The following is a 22,502-nucleotide window of genomic DNA, read 5'->3' on the forward strand; positions in this document are numbered from 1 at the left end:
GTAGCTCATCAATCAGCAGAGAATTTAAACACCGTGTGCTGCGTATACGTCTGCCCAGGGTTCAACCGCGTCGAGGCAAATTTGGGCTGGTTGGGCGCATCCGGAAAATGCTGGGTTTCCAGCGTGAAACCGCTCCAGTGCTGGTAGGTCTTGCCAGCCTTACCCTTCACCGTGCCGTCGAGGAAGTTGCTGGTGTAGAACTGCACGCCAGGCTCCGTCGTATAGAGTTGCAAGCGTCGACCAGACGCCGGGTCATGCACTTCGGCGGCCAGTTGCTTGATATTGCCTTGGGTGTCCAACGCCCAGTTGAAGTCGAACCCGCCTTGTTTTGGCTCGGCGAATTTGAGCTGCGGATGATCATCCTTGATGCGCTGGCCGATGGCGGTAGGCGTTAGAAAATCCATCGGCGTGCCCTTGACGGGGGCCAGTTCGCCGGTCGGAATCAAGGTCGCATTTACCGGCGTGTAATGGCTGGCGTGCAAGGTCGCTACTTGCTTGAGAATGTCACCGTTACCGGCGCCGGCGAGGTTGAAGTAGCTGTGGTTGGTGAGGTTGAGCACCGTCGGTTTGTCGGTGGTGGCCGTGTAATCGATGTGCAGTTCGTTTTTGTCGTTGAGGCTGTAAGTGACCTCGGTTTTCAGGTTGCCGGGGAAACCCATCTCACCGTCTTTGGACAGGTAGCTCAGCTTCACGCCGACCGAATCCTTGCCCTTGACCGGTTCGGCCTGCCACACGTGTTTGTCGAAACCCTGCGCGCCGCCATGCAACGAGTTGGGGCCATCGTTGAGCGGCACCTGGTAGCGTTTACCGTCGAGTTCAAAGGCGCCGCCGGCCAGGCGATTGCCAAAGCGGCCGATGGTTGCGCCGAAAAACGCCGTACCGGCCTGGTAGCCCTGCACATCATCGAAGCCAAGTACCACGTCTTCGACTGTGCCGTTTTTGTCCGGTACTTTGAGTGACTGCAACACGCCACCGTAGGTAATCACCGTGGCTTGCATGCCATGGCTGTTGCGCAATACGTACTGCTCGACGGCGGTGCCGTCATTGGTTTTGCCGAAGGGTTTATGCTCGCTGGTGAGCCCTGCGGCGTGAGCGCCACCGCTGACGATCATCATGGACAAAGCGAGGCCGGACAGCAGATGCCTGGGGTGCTTCATGGTCGAACTTCCTTTTGTTGTTTTGAGTGGAATAGTTCTACTAATGTGCGATATTTTGTCGATTCGACAGCGAATTTATAGCCTTTAACGCCGATTACGTAAAATAAAATAAGACTAATTGATCGAGGCAACCGTTATATGAGTACTGAACAGGCCGTTTATCCCGACCTCAAAGGTAAGACCGTACTGGTCTCTGGTGGTGCCTCCGGCATCGGCGAATTCATGGTGCGCGCCTTCGCCGCGCAGGGCGCCAACGTCGGTTTTGTGGACCGCGCGCAAAGTCAGGGCGAACGCTTGGCGGCGCTTTTGAGTTCGCAAGGGCATCGCGTTGAATTCGTGTGCTGCGACATCACCGATGAAATCGCCTTCAAGGCCGCCATCGAGCGTTTTGAGCACTCGCTCGGCGCCATCACCGTGCTGGTCAACAACGCCGCGAATGACGTGCGTCACACCCTCGAAGAAGTCGATTCTGCGATGTTCGACCGGCTGATCGCAGTCAACCTCAAACACGCCTTTTTTGCCGCCAAGGCGGTGGTGCCGATGATGAAAAAGGCGGGCGGCGGGGCGATCATCAACCTCGGTTCGGTCGGCTGGATGATGGCGTCCGCCGGCTACCCGGTGTACGCCGCCAGCAAAGCCGCCGCGCATGGCATGACACGCGCGCTGGCGCGGGAACTTGGCCCTAGCGGCATTCGGGTCAACACCCTGGTGCCCGGCTGGGTCATGACCGAAAAACAACTGGAGATGTGGGTCGACGACGCGGCCAGGGAATTGATCAGCCGCAGCCAGTGCTTGCCCGGCAGCGTGCTACCGGAACACATCGCCAACATGGCGTTGTTCCTCGCCTCCGATGTATCAGCGATGTGTTCGGCGCAAAACTTTATTGTCGACGGCGGTTGGGTCTAGACTGCGAAGCGCTGCGCCTGCCGGCGGAACACGACTGACACCAAGGAAAAGTAAGCATGAGCGACTACGTACCCCCGAAGGTCTGGAACTGGGAGGCCGAAAACGGCGGCACTTTCGCCAGCATCAACCGGCCCATCGCTGGCGCCACGCATGAGCAAGCGCTGCCGGTCGGCAAACACCCGCTGCAACTTTATTCGCTGGCCACGCCGAATGGGCAAAAGGTCACGATCCTGCTGGAAGAACTGTTGGCCTTGGGTCACAGCGGCGCTGAGTACGATGCCTGGCTGATCAAGATCGGCGACGGTGACCAGTTCGGCAGCGGGTTTGTTGCGGTTAACCCGAATTCGAAGATCCCGGCCCTGCTGGACCGCAGTGGTGATACGCCGATTCGGGTGTTTGAGTCAGGGGCGATTTTGCAGTACCTGGCGGAGAAGTTCGGGGCGTTCTTGCCGACTGAGCCGGCGGCGCGTGCCGAGTGTTTGTCGTGGTTGTTCTGGCAGATGGGCAGTGCGCCGTACCTGGGCGGTGGCTTTGGGCATTTTTATGCGTACGCACCGAGCAAGATGGAGTACGCGATCAACCGGTTTGCGATGGAGGCCAAGCGTCAGCTGGATGTGCTGGACAAGCGCCTGGCGGTGAGTGAATACATCGCCGGTGATGAATACACCATCGCCGACATCGCCATCTGGCCGTGGTATGGCGGGCTGGTCAAAGGCCGATTGTACGACGCGGCGGAGTTTCTTGCGGTGCACGAGTACACGCATGTACAGCGCTGGGCGAACGCGATTGACGCCCGCCCGGCGGTGCAGCGCGGGCGTCGGGTGAACCGGGTTTCCGGTGAACCTGCCGAGCAGTTGGCCGAGCGGCACGCGGCGAGTGATCTGGACTGAAAAGCGCCACGGCGGCCTGAAAGCCGACCTGAGTGGTTGAAGCAGATCAAAGGCGGATTTGCATACACAGCAGATCTGCTTTTTTTGCTTTTTGTGGGAGGGGGCTTGCTCCCGATAGCAGTTTTACAGTTGATACATGAGTTGACTGACCCGCCGCCATCGGGAGCAAGCCCCCTCCCACAGTTTGACCGAGTTCGGCTTAGATGATCGTTCCCACGCTCTGCGTGGTAATGCCGCTCCGGACGCTCTGCGTCCCGCTTTTTCAGCCATAGAATCTCCCACAGTTTGATGGGCGTCCATCAGTCAGGCATGTTCTCTGAGGTCACGATCAGCGGCGGGATATACACCCGATGCCGTACCGGGTCGAAGCTTTCTGCGCTTTGCAATCGCACCAGTAATTCCACCAGCGCGGTCGCCGTCTGGCGTGGCTGTGAATCCATCACCACATCGATCAGGCCCTGGCTCAGCGCCTGGCGTGACAGCTCGGTGGACTCCTGCAAAATGCAGCACAGCGCCGGGCGCTTGGGCAATTGCGCGAGGGCACTGATCACGCCGTCGCCGCCGCCGCCCACTACGCATACGCCGCGCAGGTCGGTGTGGCGGGTGAGCAGGTCGAGGGTGGCTTCTTCGGTAATGTCGCAGTTGTCCAGGTTGATCAGCGGGTCCAGCGGTTTTAGCCCCGGCGCGTGTTCGGCCAGGTAGCTGTGCAGGCCTTCGACACGCGCCTGATGGCCAAGAAACCGATGACCGCCGAGCAAGATCCCGACGCTGCCTTTGCGCGCGCCACAGGTGCGTGCCAGCAGCCAGCCCATGGTGCGCCCGACCACATGATTGTCCTGGCCCACGTAGGGCTCGGCGGCTTGCTCATGGATAGCCGAGAGCAGGGCGACCACCGGCACGCCGGCTTCGCGGATTTGCGCGAGGGTGGCGTTGATCAGCGGGTGGGCAAAGCTGACCACGGCGAGCGCGTCGCACTGCACGGCCAGTTGTTCTATCTGAGCGACGATGGCGCTGGGGCTGCGGTCAACGATGTAGTCGAACTGGCAGGTCAGGTTGGCCGTGGCGTGGTGGTGCGCCGCCTCGCTGATCGACTGTGCAAGGTTGGCGTAGAACGCTTGGGCGGTGCCCAGCAGCAGAATGCCGAAGCGGTAAGTCGGGCGGCGTTCGCGAATGCGCTGGCCGATCAGCCGCGCGGCAAAGTAGCCCACGGCTTCAGCGGCCTGGAACACTTGTTCAGCGGTGCCTGGGTTGACCGGTGCGCGCGCGTTGAGCACCCGGTCGACGGTGGCCACACTGAGGCCCGCGTGGGCGGCGACGGTGGCGATCGTTGGGCGTTTATTGTTGTGCATGACAGGCCCCTTATGCGTCTTGATAGAAAACCATCAAGCTGCGCTGGGCCTGGATGATAGCTTGATAGGGAATGGATTCAAGGCCTTGAGGCTGATTAAGCCGCGCTCTATCTTTTGCTTCGCACAGCCTCTGAAACCCCACGCTTGCGGAGAACAATAAGAATGCCTGAACACACCGCTCATCCCACCCGTCGCGACTACAGCCTCACCGGCCCGGAAGCCGCTCGCGCGGCTCAAAAAGGCCTGGTCTCGGCCAGTTGGTACCAGTCGCCGATCTCGCGTAAACGCATGAAAGAACTGATGCAGCGCCGCGACGGCCCGGCGTTGCTCGACACCGCGCTCTGGGTGCTGGCGCTGCTGGCGACCGGCTTCGGCGGTTACTGGTTCTGGGGCACATGGGCCTGTGTGCCGTTCTTTGTAGCCTATGGCGTGCTGTATGGCACCGCCTCTAACCCGCGCTGGCATGAAACTGGCCATGGCACCGCGTTCAAGACCCGCTGGATGAATGACGCGCTGTATCAGGTGGCGAGTTTTATGTGCCTCTTCGAACCGCATGTGTGGCGCTGGAGCCATGCCCGACACCATACCGACACCATCGTGGTCGGCCGTGACCCGGAGATCGTCGAGCCGCGCCCGCCGAGCCTGCTGATGATGGGCCTGAGCCTGTTCAATTTGCCGCTGGCGTGGAAGACCTTCAGTGGCGTGGCACGCCATTCGATCGGCAAGATGAGTGCTCAGGAGCAGGACTTTATCCCTGAGTCGGAGTGGCCCAAGGTGTTTCGCGCAGCGCGTATCTGGGTCGCCATTTACGCCGTTGTCATCGGCGCGGCGTTGTACCTGCACAGTGGGTTGCCGCTGATGCTGGTGGGCCTGCCGAGTCTTTACGGTGCCTGGCTCGGTTACCTGTTCGGCCTCACCCAGCACGTCGGCTTGGCCGAGGATGTGCTCGACCACCGCAGCAATTGCCGCACGATCTACATGAATCGCGTGCTGCGCTTTATCTACATGAACATGAACTACCACCTTGAGCACCACATGTACCCGATGGTGCCGTACCACGCCCTCGCGCAACTGCACCAGGAGATCCGCGACGACTGCCCGCCGCCTTACGCGAATATGGTTGAGGCGTTTAAGGAAATCATCCCGACGCTCTGGAAGCAGCGCAGCGACCCGGCGTATTTCGTGCAGCGCCCGTTACGCCCGCGCCCTGAACCGGCCGCAGATGCCGCTGTGCATGCAGACGCCTGCGCGCGCTGATACCTCCCAATTACAAGAGAAAACGCCATGAACGATCAATGGATCGATGTCTGCGCCGTGGGCGAAATAGATGAAGAAGATGTGCTGCGCTTCGACCACGGGCCGCACACCTACGCGGTTTACCGTTCCGCCGATAACCAGTTTTTTGCCACCGATGGCCTGTGCACCCACGAGAAAATTCACCTCGCCGACGGCCTGGTGATGGACCACATCATCGAGTGCCCCAAGCACAACGGGCGCTTCGACTACCGCACCGGCCAGGCGATGGGCGCGCCGGTGTGCATCAACCTCAAGACTTACCCGGTGCGGGTCGAAGCGGGGCGGGTGCTGCTCGCTGTCACGGCGTGATGATGAATAACCCGCTGATTATCGTCGGCGCCGGCCATGCCGGTGGCCGCGCAGCACTGACCCTGCGCGAAGAGGGCTACACCGGGCGCGTGATCCTGATCGGCGATGAGCCGCACTTGCCCTACGAGCGACCGCCGCTGTCCAAGGGCGTGCTGCAGGGCACCATGGACCTGGCAGGCTGCAGCTTGCTCGACAGCGCCCGGCTTGCCGAGTTGGGCATCGAGCATATAGCGGGTAACCCGATGACCCGGTTGCAGCCGCACGAGCATCGCCTGCAATTGGCCGATGGCCAGTGGCTGCCGTATGCCGGCTTGTTGCTGGCCACCGGTGGCAGGGCGCGGCGTTTGCCCGCAAACCTGGCGCACGTGCTGTACCTGCGCACCCATGATGACGCGGTGGCCTTGCGCAGCGCGTTACGCCCCGGCGCACGGCTGGTGATTATCGGTGGCGGGTTTATCGGCCTCGAAGTCGCAGCCAGCGCCCGAGCTTTGGGCTGCGCAGTGACGGTGCTCGAAGCCGGGCCGAGGCTGGCGGGCAGGGTGCTGCCGCCAGTGATTTCGCAGGCGCTGCTCGACCTGCATCGCCAGCACGCAGTGGACGTGCGTTTGAACGTGGTGGTAGAGGCCATCCACGCCGACGCCGTGCAGTTAGCAGGCGGCGAGCACGTGCCGTGCGACTGGGTGGTGGTCGGCATCGGTATGCAACCGAATATCGAATTGGCCGTGGCGGCTGGGCTGGAAACCGGGCAGGGCATTCGTGTCGATGCGCAGTTGCGCACCAGCGCGCCGGATGTGTACGCGGCGGGCGACGTCTGCGAGTTCAGCGTGGGCGGGGTTTACCAGCGTCAGGAAACCTGGCGCAACGCTGAAGCTCAGGGTCGGCATGCCGCGCTGAATCTGCTCGGGCGTGAGCTGGCGTTCGAGGCGCTTCCGGGGTTCTGGTCCGATCAGTACGACTGGGGCTTGCAGACGGTGGGCGCGATCACCGCGCTGAGCGTCAACCGGCCATTGCCTGGCGCTGGCCTGCTGTTGTTCTACCTCGACCCCGACCGCCGTTTGCAAGGCGCCTGCGGCTGGGCGCCGGGCAACAGCGTGGCCAAGGAGATCAAACTCTGCGAACGCCTGATCAGCGCAGGCACCGTGCTCAACGAGGCCAACCTGGCCGACCCCGACCTGTCCCTTAAACAGTTGCTGCGAGGCTGATATGCGCCAATTTGTGGTATTCCAATCTCTTTGGGCCATGCAAACCGAGCCCGGCCCGCTTGAGGCGCAGCTTGACCGAATTGTCGCCGCAGGCTTTGACGGCATCACCGACCATTACTGGAAAACCGCCGACGTGCAGCGCCTGCACGCCGCCGCCAACGCCAGGGGTTTGCAGATCGAAGGCCAGGTGTTCCCGCAGTCGGTGGACGACCTCGCTGCCGCGCTGGAGGTGATCAGCCGCCATGGCTGCCACCACCTCACCCTGCAAGCTGATGTACGCCCGCGCACCCAGGCCGAGGCGGTGCGGCTGATCGAAGGCTGGCAGCGCCTGGCCGAGCAGGTGGATTTCCCGATTCTGCTGGAAACCCACCGCTATCGCCTCACCAGCGACTTGCTGTTCACCCTCGACCTGCTGGCGCAGATGCCCGACCTCAAACTGCTGGCCGACTTGTCTCACTACGTGGTCGGCCGCGAGTTGCCCGAGCCTGGCGCCTTGGAAGACGACGAGCAGATCCGCACGATCCTGCGGCATAGCTGGGGCTTGCACGGTCGCGTGGCCAGCAGCGAGCAGGTGCAGGTCTCGCTGGATTTCCCCCAGCACCAGGCCTGGGTGCAGCGTTTCACCGACTGGTGGCGCTACGCGATCGAAGACTGGCTGCGCCGACCTGACGCCTCGCACAGCCTGTCCTTCACCTGCGAGTTAGGCCCGCCGCCGTATGCGATCACTGACGCGCAGGGCCGTGAGATCAGTGATCGCTGGGCGCAGGCATTGAAGATGAAAACCTTGATTCGCAAGGTCTGGGACGATTGTTGTGCAGCACGCTAGTGCCTATAAGAAGCCGGTGCTGACCGCCACAATCAAAAAGACCCCCAGCAACGCGCGATAGATCACAAACGGCCAGGTAGAGAACCGCTCCAAAAACCGCATCAGCCCCCAAATCGCGAAGAACGCCGACACGCTGGCGACCACCAGGCCGAAGAGCAAGTGCGGCCAGGCATGGGCGGGCAGGTCGGTGTGCAGCAGCACCCACAACTCTTTCAAGCCGGCGAGGGCAATCGCCGGCAGGCCAAGCAGGAACGAGAAGCGCGCCGCTTCTTCACGCTTGAAGTTCAAAAACAGTGCTGCGGTCAGTGTGGAGCCGGAGCGCGAGACACCGGGAATCAGCGCGCCGATCTGTGCAATACCCACTATCAGCGCATCGCGCAGGCGCATTTGGCTTACGTCACGTGTGTGCCGCGCGCGTAGCTCGGCGGCGGCCAGCAGTACCGCCATGACCACGCAGGAAATGCCGATCACCATCAGGCCGCGCAACGGCGAATTGCAGCTGTTCAAAGTCGACGACAGCGCCAGGCCCGCGATACAAATCGGGATGGTCGCCAGCACAATCGCCACCGCCAGCTTGAACCATTGGTTGTCGTAATCACCTTGGCGCACCGCGCCGATGCTGCCGCTGACCACTTGGCGCACATCGCGCCAGAAGTAACTGACCACCGCCGCGAGTGCCGCCAACTGCATGGCAGCCGAAAACGCTGAACCCGGGTCTTGCCAGCCGAGCAGGGCAGGCACCACACGCATGTGCGCGGTGGACGACACCGGCAACAGTTCGGTAATGCCCTGGATCACGCCCAGGATGAAGATCTGCAGGTAGTCCAGGGAAGCAAAGCCCACATCCAGGCCGGCGGAACAGACGTTTGTCACAGTGCATGTCCTTGAAATAAAGAGTCTTTGAAAAACGCAATGGGCGAAGTTTATTCTAAATGTTTCAAGATTTTGGACGTGGCCGGACAAATCCGCAATCGGTTCAGCAAACAGAAAGGTTATGCAATGTATTGGCCTGCGCGGGCATTTTGTGAACAATGGCGCCTTGCCTGTTTTGACCGAGAGCCCAATGCCTGAAACCACCGTCGAATTGATCCAGACCGGCCCTGAAGCGTCTGAGCTGATCCGTAATCTTTACCAGTACTACGCCTATGAATCGTCGGACTGGGAACAGGAAGACGTAGAGGCCGATGGCCGCTTTTATATCCATGACGAGCACCTGACGCGCTACTGGCAGGACCCGCAATGGAGCGCCAACCTGCTGCTGGTGGACGGCTCTATCGCCGGCTTCCTGCTGATTGAAGGCAGTGAATTACCCGGCATCGATGCGCTGGAGCTGGCCGACCTGTTCATCCTCAAGCGCTATCGCCGCAAGGGCATTGGCCGTGCCATCGCCACGCAGGTGTTGAGCAGTGGCCAGACCCGTTGGCTGGTACGTTTTTTTGACCAGGATGAAGTGTCCCAGGCATTCTGGAGCGCAGTGCTGGACGACTTGCCGTGCTCGGTGCAGTCAATCGAGCTGGAGGATGACCCGCAGTTGGTGAATTACTTGATTACGCGGGCGGCGCTGCATTAAACGCCTGCTGCATCGCTTGGGGGGGCTGCCCGAATGCGCGCAAAAACGCCTGGCGCATGCGCTCGCGGTCACCAAACCCGGTTTCGCGGGCCACCACTTCAACCGGGTGCCGGCTGGTTTCCATCAGCGCCCGCGCCGCTTCTACGCGCAACGCTTCGATGGCCTTGGCCGGGGTCTGCCCGGTTTCTTCACGAAACACCCGGCTGAATTGGCGCGGGCTGAGCCGGGCCACTTCCGCCAGGGCTTCCACGGATAAGTCGTGGGTCAGGTTCTCGCGGGCGTAGGCCAGGGCCAGTTGCACGCGGTCGGATTTGGGGTCCAGTTCCAACAACGCCGACAGCTGCGACTGCTCACTGCCTCGGCGTTGCGCGATCACCAGCTTGCGCGCGATACGCCGCGCCAGGTCACTGCCCAAATCGGCCTCGACCATCGCCAGTGCCAGGTCGACCCCGGCGCTCATGCCGGCCCCCGTCCACACTTGCCCGTCGACCACGAACAGCTTGTCGTCTTCCAACTGGATATGCGGGTAGCGCTTGCGGAACGCCGGGGCGTGAATCCAGTGGGTGGTGGTGCGTTTGCCCTCAAGCAAACCGGCTTCGGCCAACACAAAGATGCCCATGCACAACGAGGCCACGCGTCGCGATTGTGCGGAGGCGGCCTTGACCAGTTCGAGCAGGTTGGCTTCCGGCAAGCGAAATTCCAGGTAGCCGCTGACGATCAGCGTGTCATAACCCTGCGCGCGGATCGGCGAGGTATTCACGGAAAAACCCTGCGAGGTCATGACTGCGCCGCCGCTCTCCGACACCAGGTGAAATTCATAAGCCGGCTCGCCGCGCAGCAGGTTTGCGCACTCGAACACCGAGCCCAGGCTGAGGCTCAACGATTGGAAGTTCGGGTAAACCATCAGCGCAACGCTGTGCATCGTTATTCTCCAGGGGCTCGGGAGGGCAGATTGTCGGCGGCTGCCGCGTAAACGGCAACTGACTTTGCGTGATGTCCGAAATCCTTGCGGATATGACATTGTTGAAGTTTTTCTCGACGCCTAAGATTCCCTCAACGAACTAGACGACTGGTCTAATCGGTGGGGAGCAAGCATGAACAACGAATCCAAAAGTGCACGCCAGACGATCCTGGACACGGCGCAATTAATTGTTAGCCGTAAAGGGTTTTCTGCGGTGGGGCTGAACGAAATACTTCAAGCCGCCGATGTGCCAAAGGGTTCGTTTTATCACTACTTCAACTCCAAAGATGCGTTCGGTGTTGTATTGCTCGATACCTATTTCGACAACTATGTGCAGGGTATGGAGCAACTGTTCAAGCAACCCGAACTGTCCGGGTCCGCCAAGTTACTGCGCTATTGGCTTTCCTGGATCGATAACCAGACCGGCTGCACCGACGCGGGCAAATGCCTTGCCGTCAAACTGGGTGCCGAGGTGTCAGACCTCTCAGAGCCCATGCGTTTGGCCCTGCAGCGCGGCACCGCACGCACCATTGCGTTGCTTGCCGAGGCCTTGCAGCACGGGCTCGAAGACGGCTCGCTGACGATTGAGCAAGACCCGCAACACCTGGCCGAACGCCTGTATGCGTTGTGGTTGGGGACCAGCGTCATGAGCAAGATCACCCGAACACCCGCGCCTTTTGAAGAGGCGTTACAGCTGACCCGGCACTTGTTGGGTTGCCCTGAAAACACTGACATTCACATCGATCGAGGCACTGGAAAATGAAAGTATTAATGGTACTGACCTCTCACGACCAGCTTGGCGATACCGGCAAAAAAACCGGCTTCTGGCTTGAAGAATTTGCCGCACCCTATTATGTGTTCAAGGACGCCGGCGCTGAATTGGTGCTGGCATCCCCGGCCGGCGGCCAGCCTCCGCTGGACCCGGTGAGTGATGCGCCGGATGCGCAAACCGAGCAAACCCGGCGTTTCGCCGCTGACCCGGCGGCGCAGCAAGCCCTGGCCAGCACCGTCAAGCTGGACACAGTTAACGCCGACGATTTCGACACCGTATTTTACCCAGGCGGTCATGGGCCGCTGTGGGACCTGGCGGAGTCGAGCACGTCCATCGCGCTGATCGAGTCTTTCGAGCGCGCCGGCAAGCCCATCGGTTTTGTCTGCCATGCCCCCGGCGCATTGCGTCACGTCAAGGCTGTGAATGGCGAGCCACTGGTCAAAGGCCGTCGCGTCACCGGTTTCTCGAACAGCGAAGAAGCGGCCGTGGGCCTGACTGATGTGGTGCCGTTTTTGATTGAAGATGATTTCAAGGCACTCGGCGGCCATTATGAAAAGGGCGCTGATTGGCAGTCCTTTGTACTTGAAGATGGTTTGCTGATCACCGGGCAAAACCCTGCCAGTTCCAGCGATGTCGCCAAGGCGCTGCTGAAACTCACCGCTTAACGTTAATTAATCGCTGTATTGATTGGCGGCTCGCAAGAGCCGCCAATGCTTTAGTGCGCCCTGAAGATGGAATGTTTCACATGAATAACAGCAGTTTAAATACCCCGGTCAAACTGGGCCATCACACCTTGAATAACCGTGTGGTATTGCCGCCGCTTACGCGTCAACGCAGCGCGCAACCGGGTGATATTGCCACCGACGTGATGGCTGAGTATTACCGCCAGCGTGCCACCGCAGGTTTCATGGTCAGCGAAGGCACGCAGATCGAGCCGCGTGGCCAGGGTTACGCCTGGACGCCAGGTATTTACACACCCGCGCAAATTGACGGCTGGCGTAAAGTCACCGATGCAGTGCATGCCGAAGGCGGGGTGATTTTTGCTCAACTGTGGCATGTCGGGCGTGTGTCGCATAACGCGTTGCAGCCTGACGGCGCCGCACCCGTCGCGCCGTCTGCGATTGCCGCCGAGCAAGCCAAAGCGTTTATCCAAACCGGGCCTGGCGTGGGTGAACTCAAGCAGCCGCCCGTACCCCGCGCATTGAGTGCGCTGGAGATCGAAGAGTTGGTGGAGCTTTACGCCCAAGCTGCGCGCAATGCGTTGGACGCAGGCTTTGATGGCGTCGAAATTCACGCGGCCAACGGCTACCTGGTTAACCAGTTCATCTCGGCCCACGCCAACCAGCGTGACGACGAATACGGTGGCTCGTTGCACAACCGCCTGCGTTTTCTGCGCGAGATCGTTGAAGCGGTCACCGCCGTAGTCGGCCCTGAACGCCTCGGCGTGCGTTTCTCACCGCTGTTCAGCGGCACCGACGAAGACCGGGTGTACATCGGCCTGGTGGAAGAAGACCCGCACCACACCTACATCGAAGCGATCAAAGTGCTGGAAGCGTCGGGCATCGCCTACGTGTCCATTGCCGAAGCCGACTGGGACAATGCGCCGGTGCTGCCCGATACCTTCCGTGAAGCCGTGCGTAGCACCTTCAGCGGGCGGATTATCTACGCTGGCCGTTACACCGCTGAGCGCGGGGCGGCACTGGTCGAGGCGGGGCTGGCGGATCTGATCGCATTCGGCCGCCCGTTCATTGCCAACCCAGACCTGCCGCAGCGGATTTTTAATGGCTGGCCGTTGAATCCCCTGAATGCCGAAGGCTTGTACGGCGGCTCGGAACGCGGCTATACCGATTACCCGACTTACGCCGAATAAAGCACGGTGGCCTGAAAGCCGACCTGAGTGGTTGAAGCAGATCAAGGGCGGCTTTTGCATACACAGCAGATCTGCTTTTTTGGCTTTCTGTGGGAGGGGGCTTGCTCCCGATAGCAGTTTTACAGTTGATACATGAGTTGACTGACACACCGCTATCGGGAGCAAGCCCCCTCCCACAGTTTGACCACATTCTGCTTGGGGGATTGGGCCGGCTTCCGGGCCTTTCAAAAGTGACTCGCTGTAAGAGCGAAACCGATATAAGCCATGAACTCAATAACGGATATGCACCCAAAACCAAAGCCACAAGCCTGGATAAACTTCAATAGCCAAAACAATAGGCTATTTGTAGTTTGACAGGAGCGTGGCTTACTCCACGCGCAACACGATTTTGCCGATATGGTCGCCCGCTTCCATGCGCGCATGGGCTTGGGCGGCGTCGGTGTATTCGTACACCTTGTCGATCATCGGCAGGCAACGCCCAGCGGCCAGTACCGGCCACACGTACTCGCGCAGTTGGTCGGCAATCGCCGCCTTTTCGTCTTTGCTGCGTGCCCGCAAGAGCGAGCCGGTGATCACCGCGCGCTTGCCGAGGATGCTCAGCAGGTCGACGTCGTTGGCTTTGCCGCCACCGAGGAAACCCAGCATCACCAAGTGGCCGTCCATGCCCAAGGCCTTGAGGTTATTGTTCAGGTACGAGGCGCCCATGATGTCGAGAATCACATTCACGCCTTTGTCGCCGGTCTTTTTCGCGATGACGTCGGCAAAGTCCTGCTCGCGGTAATTGATCGGTTCAGCGCCGAGCTTGGAAATGGCGGCGCATTTGTCCGCACTGCCGGCGGTGGCGTAGGCCTGAATACCAAACTCGCGGCAGAGCATCAGCGCGGTGGTGCCGATGCCACTGGTGCCGCCGTGAATCAACGCACGTTGGCCCTTGTGTGCACCGCCCAGGCCGAACAGGTTGGCCCACACCGTAAAGAAGGTTTCTGGAACGGCCGCCGCGTGAATCCAGTCCATGCCATCCGGGATCGGCAGCGCCTGGCTGGCCGGTACGGCGCAAAACTGCGCATAGCCGCCACCGTTGGTCAGTGCACAGACCTTGTCGCCGAGGGCGTATTCGTTGACACCGGTGCCGAGTGCAACCACTTCACCGGCCACTTCCAGGCCTGGAATCGGGCTCATGCCGGGTTTCATCGGGTATTTGCCGGCGCGCTGCAACGCGTCAGGGCGATTGACCCCGGCGGCGTGCACGCGAATCAGAATTTCACCGGGACCTGCCACCGGCACGTCGGCCCTGCGTGGCTGCAAGACTTCGGGGCCACCGGGGGTGGTGATTTCGATGAGGGTCATTTCTTTGGGAAGCGTCATTTGAACATTCCTGTAGCGATGAGCGTATGAGCTGGGACCGTGCCAAGGCGTCAGCGGTTCAGCACGATCATACGCAGCTATGGCGCAAGGTTTGCACCAGGCAAAAAAAGACCGGGCAAGCCCGGCCAAAAGAGCAGAGGGCAGGGCAGTTGCTTCAGCGGTTGAGGAACGCCAACAGGTCTTGGTTCAACTGCTGGGTGTGGGTCGCCGCGAAACCGTGTGGCGCATCCTTGTACACCTTCAGCTCAGCACCCTTGATCATCTCGGCCGCAACCTTGCCCGTGGTCTCGAACGGCACAACCTGGTCGGCGTCACCGTGGATCACCAGGGTCGGCACGTCGATGGTGGCCATGTCCGGGCGGAAGTCGGTTTCGGAAAACACGCTGACGCAGTCCAGCGTGGATTTCAGTGAAGCTTGCAACGCGATTTGCAGGGTCTGGCTTTGCACGCCTGCGGAGACAGTCTGGCCTTTGTTGAGGCCAAAAAACGGCGTGCTGAAGTCGGCAATGAACTGCGCGCGGTCTTTCAGCAACGCGGCTTTGATGCCGTCGAATACGTCGGCCGGCACACCCTGTGGGTAGTCTGGTTTCTGGCCCAAGAGTGGGGTGACGGCACCCAGCAATACCAGGCCGGCAACCCGCGCGCTGCCATGGCGAGCGATGTAACGCGCAACGTCGCCGCCGCCCATCGAAAAGCCCACCAGGGTCACGTCGTTCAGGTCCAGGTGTTCGATCAACTGGGCAATATCGTCGGCGAACGTGTTGTAGTCGTTGCCGGTCCACGGTTGGTCTGACCGGCCAAAACCACGGCGGTCGAACGCAATAGTGCGAAAGCCACGGCTGCTGAGGTATTCCATCTGGTATTCCCACATGTCGGCGTCCAGCGGCCAGCCATGGCTGAACAGCACGGGTTTACCGCTGCCCCAGTCCTTGAAATAGATCTGGGTACCGTCTTTGGCAACGAATGTACTCATACAAAACTCCTGATTATCGAGTAAAAAAGCTCGGCATAACGAGTGATGCAAACCGGGCGCCGATAGGTTCTTGACCCTGGGCACTGGCGCAACGTTCCTTGTACTTGCGCCACTGGCGACGCGTTGCGATAGCCGTTGATCGATTGAACGGTTCAGGGTTTATGCTGGTCAACTGACCTCTACCGTCACATCAACAGGTGAACCAAATGGCCAAGACTTACAGCTACGCCGCGCGGGATTCCAAGGATTCGCTCAAGCCTTTTACCTTCGAGCGCCGCACCCCAGGGGCGGATGACGTACAGATCGAAATTCTTTACTGCGGCGTGTGCCATTCCGATTTGCATACCGCGCGCAATGAGTGGCACAACACCCTGTACCCGTCGGTGCCGGGCCATGAAATCGTCGGCCGCGTTACCGCAGTCGGTGCCGATGTAAAAAAATTCAAGGTCGGTGATTTGGCCGGTGTCGGTTGCATGGTCGACAGTTGCCAGGCGTGCGCATCCTGCGCCGAGGGCGACGAGCAATACTGCGAGAACGGCTTTACCGGCACCTACAACGGCCCGGTGTTTGGCGGCGAAAACACGTACGGCGGCTACTCCGACGCGATCGTGGTCAAAGAAAAGTTCGTGCTGCGCATCTCCCACGACGACGCCAACCTGGCGGCCGTCGCGCCGCTGCTGTGCGCCGGCATTACCACCTATTCGCCGCTGCACCACTGGAAGGTGGGCCCTGGCTCGAAAGTCGGTGTGGTCGGTCTGGGTGGGCTCGGCCATATGGCGGTGAAGATCGCGCATGCGATGGGCGCACACGTCACGCTGTTTACGACGTCGCCGAACAAGCGTGAAGACGGCCTGCGCTTGGGTGCCGACCAAGTGGTGGTGTCGAAGAACCCGGATGAGATGGCCAAGGTCACCAACAGCCTGGACTTCATTCTCAACACGGTGGCCGCGCCGCATGACCTTGATGCGTTCCTTAACCTGCTCAAGCGCGATGGCACCATGACGCTGGTGGGCGCGCCTGACAGCCCGCATCCGTCGCCTGCGGTGTTTAACCTGATCTTCAAGCGCCGTAGTCTGGCGGGCTCGTTGATTGGCGGCATTCAGGAAACCCAGGATATGTTGGACTTCTGCGCCAAGCACAAGATTGTTTCGGACGTTGAGATGATTGATATACAGGAGATCAACGAGGCCTATGAACGCATGCTCAAGGGCGATGTGAAGTATCGCTTTGTGATTGATATGGAGAGTTTGAAGAAGGAAAGCCACGCGGCCTGAAAGCCCACTTGAGGGCTTGAATCAAAGGCTTTTTGTGGGAGCGGGCTTGCTCGCGATGCAGGCAACTCGGTATATCAGGCACACCGGGTTGATGCCATCGCGAGCGAGCCCGCTCCCACATTTGACTGCATTCTCGGCTAATCAGGCCGACAAGTGCTCGTACAAAATCGTCGCACCCACCAGCATCAGCACCACGCCGCCGACCATCTCGGCACGTTTGCCCACCACCGTCCCTAACACTCGGCCGAGCATCATGCCGATGGTCACCATGGTCATGGTCGCCAGGCCGATCGCCGCCGAGGCCAGCAGAATATTCACGTCGACAAACGCCAGGCCCACGCCGACCGCCAGTGCATCAATGCTCGTCGCAAAAGCCGTGATGGCGAGGATCATGAAGGAATGCTGCGTCGGTTTTTCAACCGATTCGTCGTCTGGCTTGAAGCCGTTGTAGATCATGTGCGCGCCCAGCACCACCAGCAGCGTGAAGGCGATCCAATGGTCCCAGCTTTCTACCCAGCGTGTGGCCGCATGGCCGATGGCCCAGCCGATCATCGGCGTGATCGCTTCAATCACACCAAAGATCAGGCCTGCGCGCAGGGCTTCGGTCAAGCGTGGTTTGTGCAGGCTGGAGCCTTTGCCAATCGCCGCCGCAAAGGCGTCAGTGGACATGGCAAGCGCGAGGAAGATCAGCGAAATGGGGTTCACGGTAAGCGTTCCAGTCGGGCTGTATGAGTCAACGACACAACCACACGCCCGACTTTAGGCATGGATGTGTCGCTGGTCTCACCAACCACAACGGTGTTCGTACCACGGCAGGTTGCCGAATATGTTGATACGAACGCTTCTGACCGAGTCAGAAGCCGGTTACTCCCCAACGAAGGGCTGCAGCATAAACGCCACGACATGAAAAATTCGTTAACCTGTGTTTACGCCACCCGGAAGACCTTCGACGCCCACCCACCCCAGTCGAGGTCCTGCGCCCTATTCATTGTAATATGCTCAACCAATTTGGCCGGTCTACGTTGACTGCGCGCGCAACTAGAGTGAACTGTGATGCAGGCCACCCGTTTAACCTTGATTTGCCATGCCGCCACGCTGTTTCAAAAACAAGCGCGGTTTGCTGATGATGAGCCCATCACGATGGACTGGCACAGCGCCGCCTTATCGCAAGCCGGTCGCTTCAAAAAAAGCCTGCGCGTGGTGTGCGGGCCAGAGGCCAGAACCCGACAAACAGCCGGCTTGTTCAGCGACAACGCACAGCTTGAAGACGCCTTGCGCGACGCTGATTTTGGCCGCTGGAAAGGTCAGCAAATCAGCCAGCTTGGCGACGACGAGTTAAGCGCGTGGATGGCCGACAGCGCCAGCGCGCCGCATGGCGGCGAGTCGGTGGAGCAGGTGTGCGCACGGGTAGGGCGCTGGATGAAATCCCTCGAATGCCAATCCGGGCACATAGTGGCTATTACCCACCCATTTGTGATTCGCGCCGCAATGCTGTACGCCTTGCAGTTCCCGGTTTCGATGTTCTACCGGATCGACGTTGAGCCGCTGTGCAGCACCGAGCTGCGCTTCAACACCGTGTGGCGCCTGCGCCTGGAAACTCACGCCTGAGCCCGCGAACATGGCAAAATCTACGCCCCGCACTGAGAGCAACCCATGAAACGCATCCTGATCATCGGCATTGGCGCCGGCAACCCTGACTACATCACGATGCAGGCCGTGAAGGCGCTGAACCGCACCGACGTGTTTTTTCTGATGGACAAGGGCCAGAGCAAAAACAAGCTGATCGACCTGCGCCGCGAGATCTGCGAGACCTATATCACCGAACCCGGCTACCGCTTCGTCGAGGCCGAATGCCCCGAGCGCGTGCGCGGCGATATTGACTACACCACCGCCGTACAAGACCTCAACCGTGACAAGCAGCAGACCTTCGAACGCATGATCAACGAAGAAATGGCTGACGGTGAAGTCGGCGCGTTCCTGGCCTGGGGCGACCCTGCGCTGTACGACAGCACCCTGCGCATTCTGCAGGCGATTCTGGCCAGCGGCCGCTGTGAATTTGAGTTTGAGGTAATCCCCGGCATCACCAGCGTGCAGGCCCTGGCCGCCCAGCATAAGGTGGCGTTGAACCGCATCGGCCGTTCCGTCGAGATCACCACCGGGCGCCGGTTGGCGGCGGGGCAGGCGAGTGATGCAGACACCCTGGTGGTGATGCTCGACGCCGAAGATTCCTACCGCAGTGTGGCTGATCAGGACCTGGATATTTACTGGGGCGCCTACCTGGGCACGCCGGATGAAATCCTCATCAGCGGCAAAGTCAGTGAAGTGGCAGAACAAATCGAACGGGTGCGCAAGGCTGCGCGCCTGGAAAACGGTTGGATCATGGACACTTATTTGTTGCGCAAACCCTGAGGTAGCTTCCCCATGCTCAAACTGTTTGCCCTGGCGTTGACCCTTTTCGCGGGCTCCGCACATGCCGATTCTGAACTGCACACCGACTTGCCGTTGGCGTACCTGGAACAGACTCAAAGCGAGGCGCGCAACCAGCCGCTGGTGATTTTTTTGCACGGGTTTGGCAGCAACGAGGAAGACCTGTTCGGCATCAAAGACGCGCTGCCGTCGACGTGGACCTATTTGTCGGCGCGCGCGCCGCTGCCGGTGCCCCCGAATGGCTATCGCTGGTTTACCAAGACGCCGGGTGATGGCGATTACGATGGCGGGACGGCTGATTTGCAACGCAGCGCCAAGCTGATCGAAGACTTTGTCGGCAAAGCCACGGCCAAGTACCACACCCAAAGCGATCGGGTGTTCCTGGTGGGGTTCAGCCAGGGCGCGATCATGTCTTACGAGGTGGGCTTGCGGCAGCCCAAGTTGCTGCGCGGTATCGCAGCGTTGAGTGGCAGTGTGTTGCCGGTGCTCAAGGCTGAGCTAAAGCCCAGCGCAGCGTTGGGCCAGTTGGCGATTTTTATCGGCCACGGCACGCTGGATCAGGCCCTGCCGTATACCTCGGCGACGCGCGCGAACGAGGTGTTGACGGGGTTGGGGTTGAAGCCGGAGTTTCACGGGTATCCGGGCATGCCGCACACCGTGAGTGACGCCGAGGTGCAGGATTTGAAAGCCTGGCTGGAAAAAAGCCTGAAATAAACCTGTGGCAAGCCTGGGTCAAAAGCGCCTTATGTGGGAGTGGGCTTGCTCGCGATAGCGGTACGTCAGATAAGTATTTTTCAACTGACACACCGCTATCGCGAGCAAGCCCGCTTCCACAGTATTTGATCTGTGTTGTTGTGCCGGTTTACTTACTTGGCGCCGGTAATCTGCTTCACCAACTCGGCGTGGCCCTTTACATCATCCGCCCGCGAAATCGCCTGAATCACCAGCAAGTGGTTGCCCGAGCCGCCCAGAAAGGTGGAGTTCAAGGTCTTGCCGCCGCCTTGGGTGGCCGTGCTGTCCACTTGGCGCAGTCCAAGGCCTCTAACGGTCAGTTTTTTCTCGTTTTGCTTCTTGAAGTCAGGCAGTGCGGCGCTTTGGTCTTTGACGAAATCGGCCACGGCGCCATCGAGGAACTGCGGGTCATTGTCCTTGATCGGCGCCGCGTCCTTGCGCACGGTTTCGGCGACGATCACCACACTTTTAGTGGTCGAGTTGGCGTAAAGGGTGCCCTGAGTGTCGGCGGTGCCATCCTCAACCTTGCCGCTTGGCAACGTGTCGGCGGTGTAAGCCTTAGGCAAGTTGAAGGTGAATTTGCCGCCCAGCGTCGAAATGGTCTGTTCGGTGGGCTTGGTGGCTGCAAACACGCTGCCAGCGGTGAGCGCGAGGGCCAGCAGGGCGACGGTTTTAGTGAAAGTGGCCATGAAACGCTCCAGTGATGAACGAAATTGCACGGTATTTTGTCAGAAAATTCTCAATAACGTTCATACATAGCCTCAAACCTTGTCGGACTCTTCCTCTAGCCGGTCCATCTCAAACAGCCGCGCCAGTTCCGTACGGGCTTCCTGGGCGGACTGCATCACCTTGGCGGCGTCGTCGTACACCGCGTGTTGCGCGGCGAGTAACTGCAGGTCGTGGTTTTTGAAGCGGCTGATACGCGCATCGGCCTGCGCCTGGCTCAAACCCAGCCCGACCAGGGTGCGCCGGCTCATTTCCAGGCTTGAATAAAAGGTCTCACGCACCGGTGACGCGTCCAGGTCCACCAGGCGGTGCACGTGCTGGCGGTTACGCGCGCGTGCGATGATTTTCATGTGCGGGTAGAGGTTGCGGACGAGTTCGGCGGTCTTGATGTTGATCTCCGGATCGTCCATCGCGATCACGAAAAATTCTGCCTGGTCGACCTTGGCCGCGTGCAGAATTTCCGGGCGTTGCGGGTCGCCATAGAACACCGGCATGCCGCCGAAACTGCGCGTCAGTTCGATGGTTTCTACCGAGGTATCGAGGGCAATAAACGAGATGTTTTGCGCGCGCAGAATACGCGCCACAATCTGGCCCATTCGGCCCATGCCGGCAATCACCACGCGTGGCGCATCACCTTCGATGGCGCGGTATTCCTCCGGCACGTTGACGGGTTTGACCTTGGGCTTGAACAATTTTGGGCACACCAGCAGCAGCAACGGTGTCACCGCCATCGACAGCGTGATGGTGAGCACCAGCACGTCGTAGAGGTGCGGTTCGAACAGGCCTTGATCGCGGCCGATCTTGAACACCACAAACGCGAACTCACCACCCGCGGCCAGCACCACGCCCAAGCGCAACGCGCTTTCGCGGTTAAGGTCACCCGCCAGCCGACCCACGGCGTACAGGATCGGCAGCTTCAAGCCGATCAACAGCAGGGTCAGGCCGATCACCACCAGCGGCGAGCTGAGCAGCAGGCTGAGGTTGGCGCCCATGCCCACGCTGATAAAAAACAGCCCGAGCAACAGCCCCTTGAACGGCTCGATCTGCGATTCCAACTCGTGACGGTATTCCGAGTCCGCCAGCAGCAACCCGGCGAGGAACGCGCCGAGGGCCATCGACACGCCCACCAGTTCCATCAGCCAGGCGGTGCCGATCACCACCAGCAGTGCGGTGGCGGTGGACACTTCGCGCAGGCCGGTTTTGGCGACAATGCGAAACACCGGGCGCAGCAAGTAGCGACCGCCGAGGATCACCACGGCGATGCTGCCGAGAATTTGCAGCACGTGTTGCAGGCCTTGGGCCTCGGTGGTCGGGTGATCGCTGCCGGCCAGCAGTGGCACCATCGCGATCAGCGGGATCGCCGCGATGTCCTGAAACAGCAAAATCGCAAAGGCCAGGCGCCCGTGCGGCTGGTTGAGTTCCTTGCGCTCGGCCAGGCTTTGCAGGCCAAAAGCCGTAGAGGACAACGCCAGGCCGAGGCCCAGCACAATGGCGCCGTTCCAGGATTGGCCAAACAGCCACAGCGCCACCACGCCCATCACCACGCCCGTGAGCAACACTTGGGCCAGGCCGACGCCGAACACCGACTTGCGCATCACCCATAAACGCTTGGGCGACAGCTCCAGGCCGATAATAAACAGCAGCAGCACCACGCCCAGTTCCGAGAACTGCGCCACGCTTTGCGGGTTACCCACCAAGCCCAACACCGACGGGCCGATGATCACGCCGGCGAACAAATAGCCCAGCACCGCACCCAGTTGCAGGCGCTTGGCCAAGGGCACGGTCAGCACGGCGGCGAGCAGGAACACCACGGCTGCTTGTAACAGGTTGCCTTCATGGGGCATTGCGAACTCCAGAATCTTTATTGCCAATCAACAGGTGGGTATTAGAGCGCTTT

At 60.3% G+C, this 22,502-nt stretch carries 23 protein-coding genes and 1 riboswitch; of the genes, 14 read left to right on the forward strand and 9 right to left on the reverse strand.

Translation table 11 applies throughout. The features are described 5' to 3' along the window. Positions 1-8 precede the first annotated feature (8 nt). Positions 9-1,157, reverse strand: coding sequence for an aldose epimerase family protein (locus tag ACOZK9_RS23375; RefSeq protein ID WP_421556661.1), 1,149 nt, complete (start codon positions 1,155-1,157; stop codon positions 9-11). A 138-nt stretch (positions 1,158-1,295) separates the two neighbouring features. Between ACOZK9_RS23375 and ACOZK9_RS23380 the strand changes: the two genes are divergently transcribed. Together ACOZK9_RS23380 and yghU are read left to right on the forward strand one after the other, a co-directional pair. Continuing rightward, positions 1,296-2,063, forward strand: coding sequence for an SDR family NAD(P)-dependent oxidoreductase (locus tag ACOZK9_RS23380; RefSeq protein ID WP_152748040.1), 768 nt, complete (start codon positions 1,296-1,298; stop codon positions 2,061-2,063). A 56-nt stretch (positions 2,064-2,119) separates the two neighbouring features. Further along, a complete protein-coding gene (yghU, locus tag ACOZK9_RS23385) occupies positions 2,120-2,953 on the forward strand; it encodes a glutathione-dependent disulfide-bond oxidoreductase (RefSeq protein ID WP_421556662.1) in 834 nt (277 codons plus the stop codon). 299 nt (positions 2,954-3,252) lie between these two features. On the opposite strand, the gene ACOZK9_RS23390 is transcribed toward yghU, so the two are convergent. After that, complete coding sequence (locus ACOZK9_RS23390) at positions 3,253-4,302, reverse strand: LacI family DNA-binding transcriptional regulator (protein WP_421556663.1); 1,050 nt, start codon at positions 4,300-4,302, stop codon at positions 3,253-3,255. Between the two features lie 162 nt (positions 4,303-4,464). Here ACOZK9_RS23390 and ACOZK9_RS23395 point away from each other — a divergent pair, with 162 nt between their 5' ends. From ACOZK9_RS23395 to ACOZK9_RS23410, 4 genes are read left to right on the forward strand one after another with little or no spacing between them, the layout of a single operon-like run. After that, positions 4,465-5,559, forward strand: coding sequence for a fatty acid desaturase family protein (locus ACOZK9_RS23395; RefSeq protein ID WP_421556664.1), 1,095 nt, complete (start codon positions 4,465-4,467; stop codon positions 5,557-5,559). A gap of 27 nt (positions 5,560-5,586) precedes the next feature. Beyond that, on the forward strand, positions 5,587-5,907 hold the full coding sequence (locus ACOZK9_RS23400; RefSeq protein WP_058413229.1) for a MocE family 2Fe-2S type ferredoxin: 321 nt from the start codon (positions 5,587-5,589) through the stop codon (positions 5,905-5,907). 2 nt (positions 5,908-5,909) lie between these two features. Beyond that, on the forward strand, positions 5,910-7,109 hold the full coding sequence (locus ACOZK9_RS23405) for an NAD(P)/FAD-dependent oxidoreductase (protein ID WP_421556665.1): 1,200 nt from the start codon (positions 5,910-5,912) through the stop codon (positions 7,107-7,109). 1 nt (position 7,110) lies between these two features. Next, positions 7,111-7,935 (forward strand): sugar phosphate isomerase/epimerase family protein, encoded by an 825-nt coding sequence (locus ACOZK9_RS23410; RefSeq protein ID WP_421556666.1) that lies wholly within the window; start codon positions 7,111-7,113, stop codon positions 7,933-7,935. Positions 7,936-7,938: 3 nt separating this feature from the next. Here the strand turns inward: ACOZK9_RS23410 and ACOZK9_RS23415 are convergent, their stop codons facing one another. Continuing rightward, positions 7,939-8,808 carry an undecaprenyl-diphosphate phosphatase gene (locus ACOZK9_RS23415; protein WP_058413226.1) on the reverse strand — a complete coding sequence of 290 codons (870 nt, stop codon included), beginning with the start codon at positions 8,806-8,808 and terminating at the stop codon, positions 7,939-7,941. Between the two features lie 190 nt (positions 8,809-8,998). Here ACOZK9_RS23415 and ACOZK9_RS23420 point away from each other — a divergent pair, with 190 nt between their 5' ends. Then, complete coding sequence (locus tag ACOZK9_RS23420) at positions 8,999-9,505, forward strand: GNAT family N-acetyltransferase (RefSeq protein ID WP_058413270.1); 507 nt, start codon at positions 8,999-9,001, stop codon at positions 9,503-9,505. Here ACOZK9_RS23420 and ACOZK9_RS23425 read toward each other — a convergent pair. Then, positions 9,483-10,427: a GlxA family transcriptional regulator gene (locus tag ACOZK9_RS23425; RefSeq protein ID WP_058413225.1), complete on the reverse strand. Its 945-nt coding sequence runs from the start codon at positions 10,425-10,427 to the stop codon at positions 9,483-9,485. The two genes, ACOZK9_RS23420 and ACOZK9_RS23425, sit on opposite strands and share 23 nt — an antisense overlap. A gap of 172 nt (positions 10,428-10,599) precedes the next feature. Between ACOZK9_RS23425 and ACOZK9_RS23430 the strand changes: the two genes are divergently transcribed. The 3 genes from ACOZK9_RS23430 (at position 10,600) to ACOZK9_RS23440 (ending at position 13,108) form a co-directional block, all read left to right on the forward strand. Next, positions 10,600-11,229: a TetR/AcrR family transcriptional regulator gene (locus tag ACOZK9_RS23430; protein WP_421556667.1), complete on the forward strand. Its 630-nt coding sequence runs from the start codon at positions 10,600-10,602 to the stop codon at positions 11,227-11,229. Further along, positions 11,226-11,903, forward strand: a complete 678-nt coding sequence (locus ACOZK9_RS23435) for a type 1 glutamine amidotransferase domain-containing protein (protein WP_058413223.1) — start codon at positions 11,226-11,228, stop codon at positions 11,901-11,903. The genes ACOZK9_RS23430 and ACOZK9_RS23435 overlap by 4 nt, the downstream gene beginning before the upstream one ends. 80 nt (positions 11,904-11,983) lie before the next feature. Further along, entirely contained in the window at positions 11,984-13,108 is a 1,125-nt protein-coding gene (locus tag ACOZK9_RS23440; RefSeq protein WP_122252419.1) for an alkene reductase, read from the forward strand. A gap of 366 nt (positions 13,109-13,474) precedes the next feature. On the opposite strand, the gene ACOZK9_RS23445 is transcribed toward ACOZK9_RS23440, so the two are convergent. After that, positions 13,475-14,473 carry an NAD(P)H-quinone oxidoreductase gene (locus tag ACOZK9_RS23445; protein ID WP_421556668.1) on the reverse strand — a complete coding sequence of 333 codons (999 nt, stop codon included), beginning with the start codon at positions 14,471-14,473 and terminating at the stop codon, positions 13,475-13,477. A gap of 154 nt (positions 14,474-14,627) precedes the next feature. Next, positions 14,628-15,446 carry an alpha/beta fold hydrolase gene (locus ACOZK9_RS23450; RefSeq protein ID WP_058413971.1) on the reverse strand — a complete coding sequence of 273 codons (819 nt, stop codon included), beginning with the start codon at positions 15,444-15,446 and terminating at the stop codon, positions 14,628-14,630. Between the two features lie 206 nt (positions 15,447-15,652). On the opposite strand from ACOZK9_RS23450, the gene ACOZK9_RS23455 reads away from it, so the two are divergent. Next, entirely contained in the window at positions 15,653-16,720 is a 1,068-nt protein-coding gene (locus tag ACOZK9_RS23455; RefSeq protein WP_058413970.1) for an NAD(P)-dependent alcohol dehydrogenase, read from the forward strand. Between the two features lie 141 nt (positions 16,721-16,861). Here the strand turns inward: ACOZK9_RS23455 and mntP are convergent, their stop codons facing one another. After that, entirely contained in the window at positions 16,862-17,425 is a 564-nt protein-coding gene (gene mntP / locus ACOZK9_RS23460) for a manganese efflux pump MntP (protein ID WP_058413969.1), read from the reverse strand. A gap of 12 nt (positions 17,426-17,437) precedes the next feature. Continuing rightward, a riboswitch (yybP-ykoY riboswitch) is annotated at positions 17,438-17,605 on the reverse strand. A gap of 168 nt (positions 17,606-17,773) precedes the next feature. On the opposite strand from mntP, the gene ACOZK9_RS23465 reads away from it, so the two are divergent. From ACOZK9_RS23465 to ACOZK9_RS23475, 3 genes are read left to right on the forward strand one after another with little or no spacing between them, the layout of a single operon-like run. Next, a complete protein-coding gene (locus ACOZK9_RS23465; RefSeq protein ID WP_058413968.1) occupies positions 17,774-18,328 on the forward strand; it encodes a histidine phosphatase family protein in 555 nt (184 codons plus the stop codon). A 45-nt stretch (positions 18,329-18,373) separates the two neighbouring features. Then, positions 18,374-19,129 (forward strand): precorrin-6A synthase (deacetylating), encoded by a 756-nt coding sequence (cobF, locus tag ACOZK9_RS23470; protein ID WP_058413967.1) that lies wholly within the window; start codon positions 18,374-18,376, stop codon positions 19,127-19,129. A 12-nt stretch (positions 19,130-19,141) separates the two neighbouring features. After that, positions 19,142-19,861 (forward strand): alpha/beta hydrolase, encoded by a 720-nt coding sequence (locus tag ACOZK9_RS23475; protein WP_421556669.1) that lies wholly within the window; start codon positions 19,142-19,144, stop codon positions 19,859-19,861. A gap of 152 nt (positions 19,862-20,013) precedes the next feature. Here the strand turns inward: ACOZK9_RS23475 and ACOZK9_RS23480 are convergent, their stop codons facing one another. Both ACOZK9_RS23480 and ACOZK9_RS23485 read right to left on the reverse strand, forming a co-directional pair. Then, entirely contained in the window at positions 20,014-20,568 is a 555-nt protein-coding gene (locus ACOZK9_RS23480) for a DcrB/PsbP domain-containing protein (protein ID WP_152747598.1), read from the reverse strand. Positions 20,569-20,640: 72 nt separating this feature from the next. Next, positions 20,641-22,449: a monovalent cation:proton antiporter-2 (CPA2) family protein gene (locus tag ACOZK9_RS23485; RefSeq protein ID WP_421556670.1), complete on the reverse strand. Its 1,809-nt coding sequence runs from the start codon at positions 22,447-22,449 to the stop codon at positions 20,641-20,643. Positions 22,450-22,502: the final 53 nt, after the last annotated feature.

Source organism: Pseudomonas kitaguniensis, assembly GCF_049199985.1.
In the GTDB taxonomy this organism is placed as follows: domain Bacteria; phylum Pseudomonadota; class Gammaproteobacteria; order Pseudomonadales; family Pseudomonadaceae; genus Aquipseudomonas; species Aquipseudomonas kitaguniensis.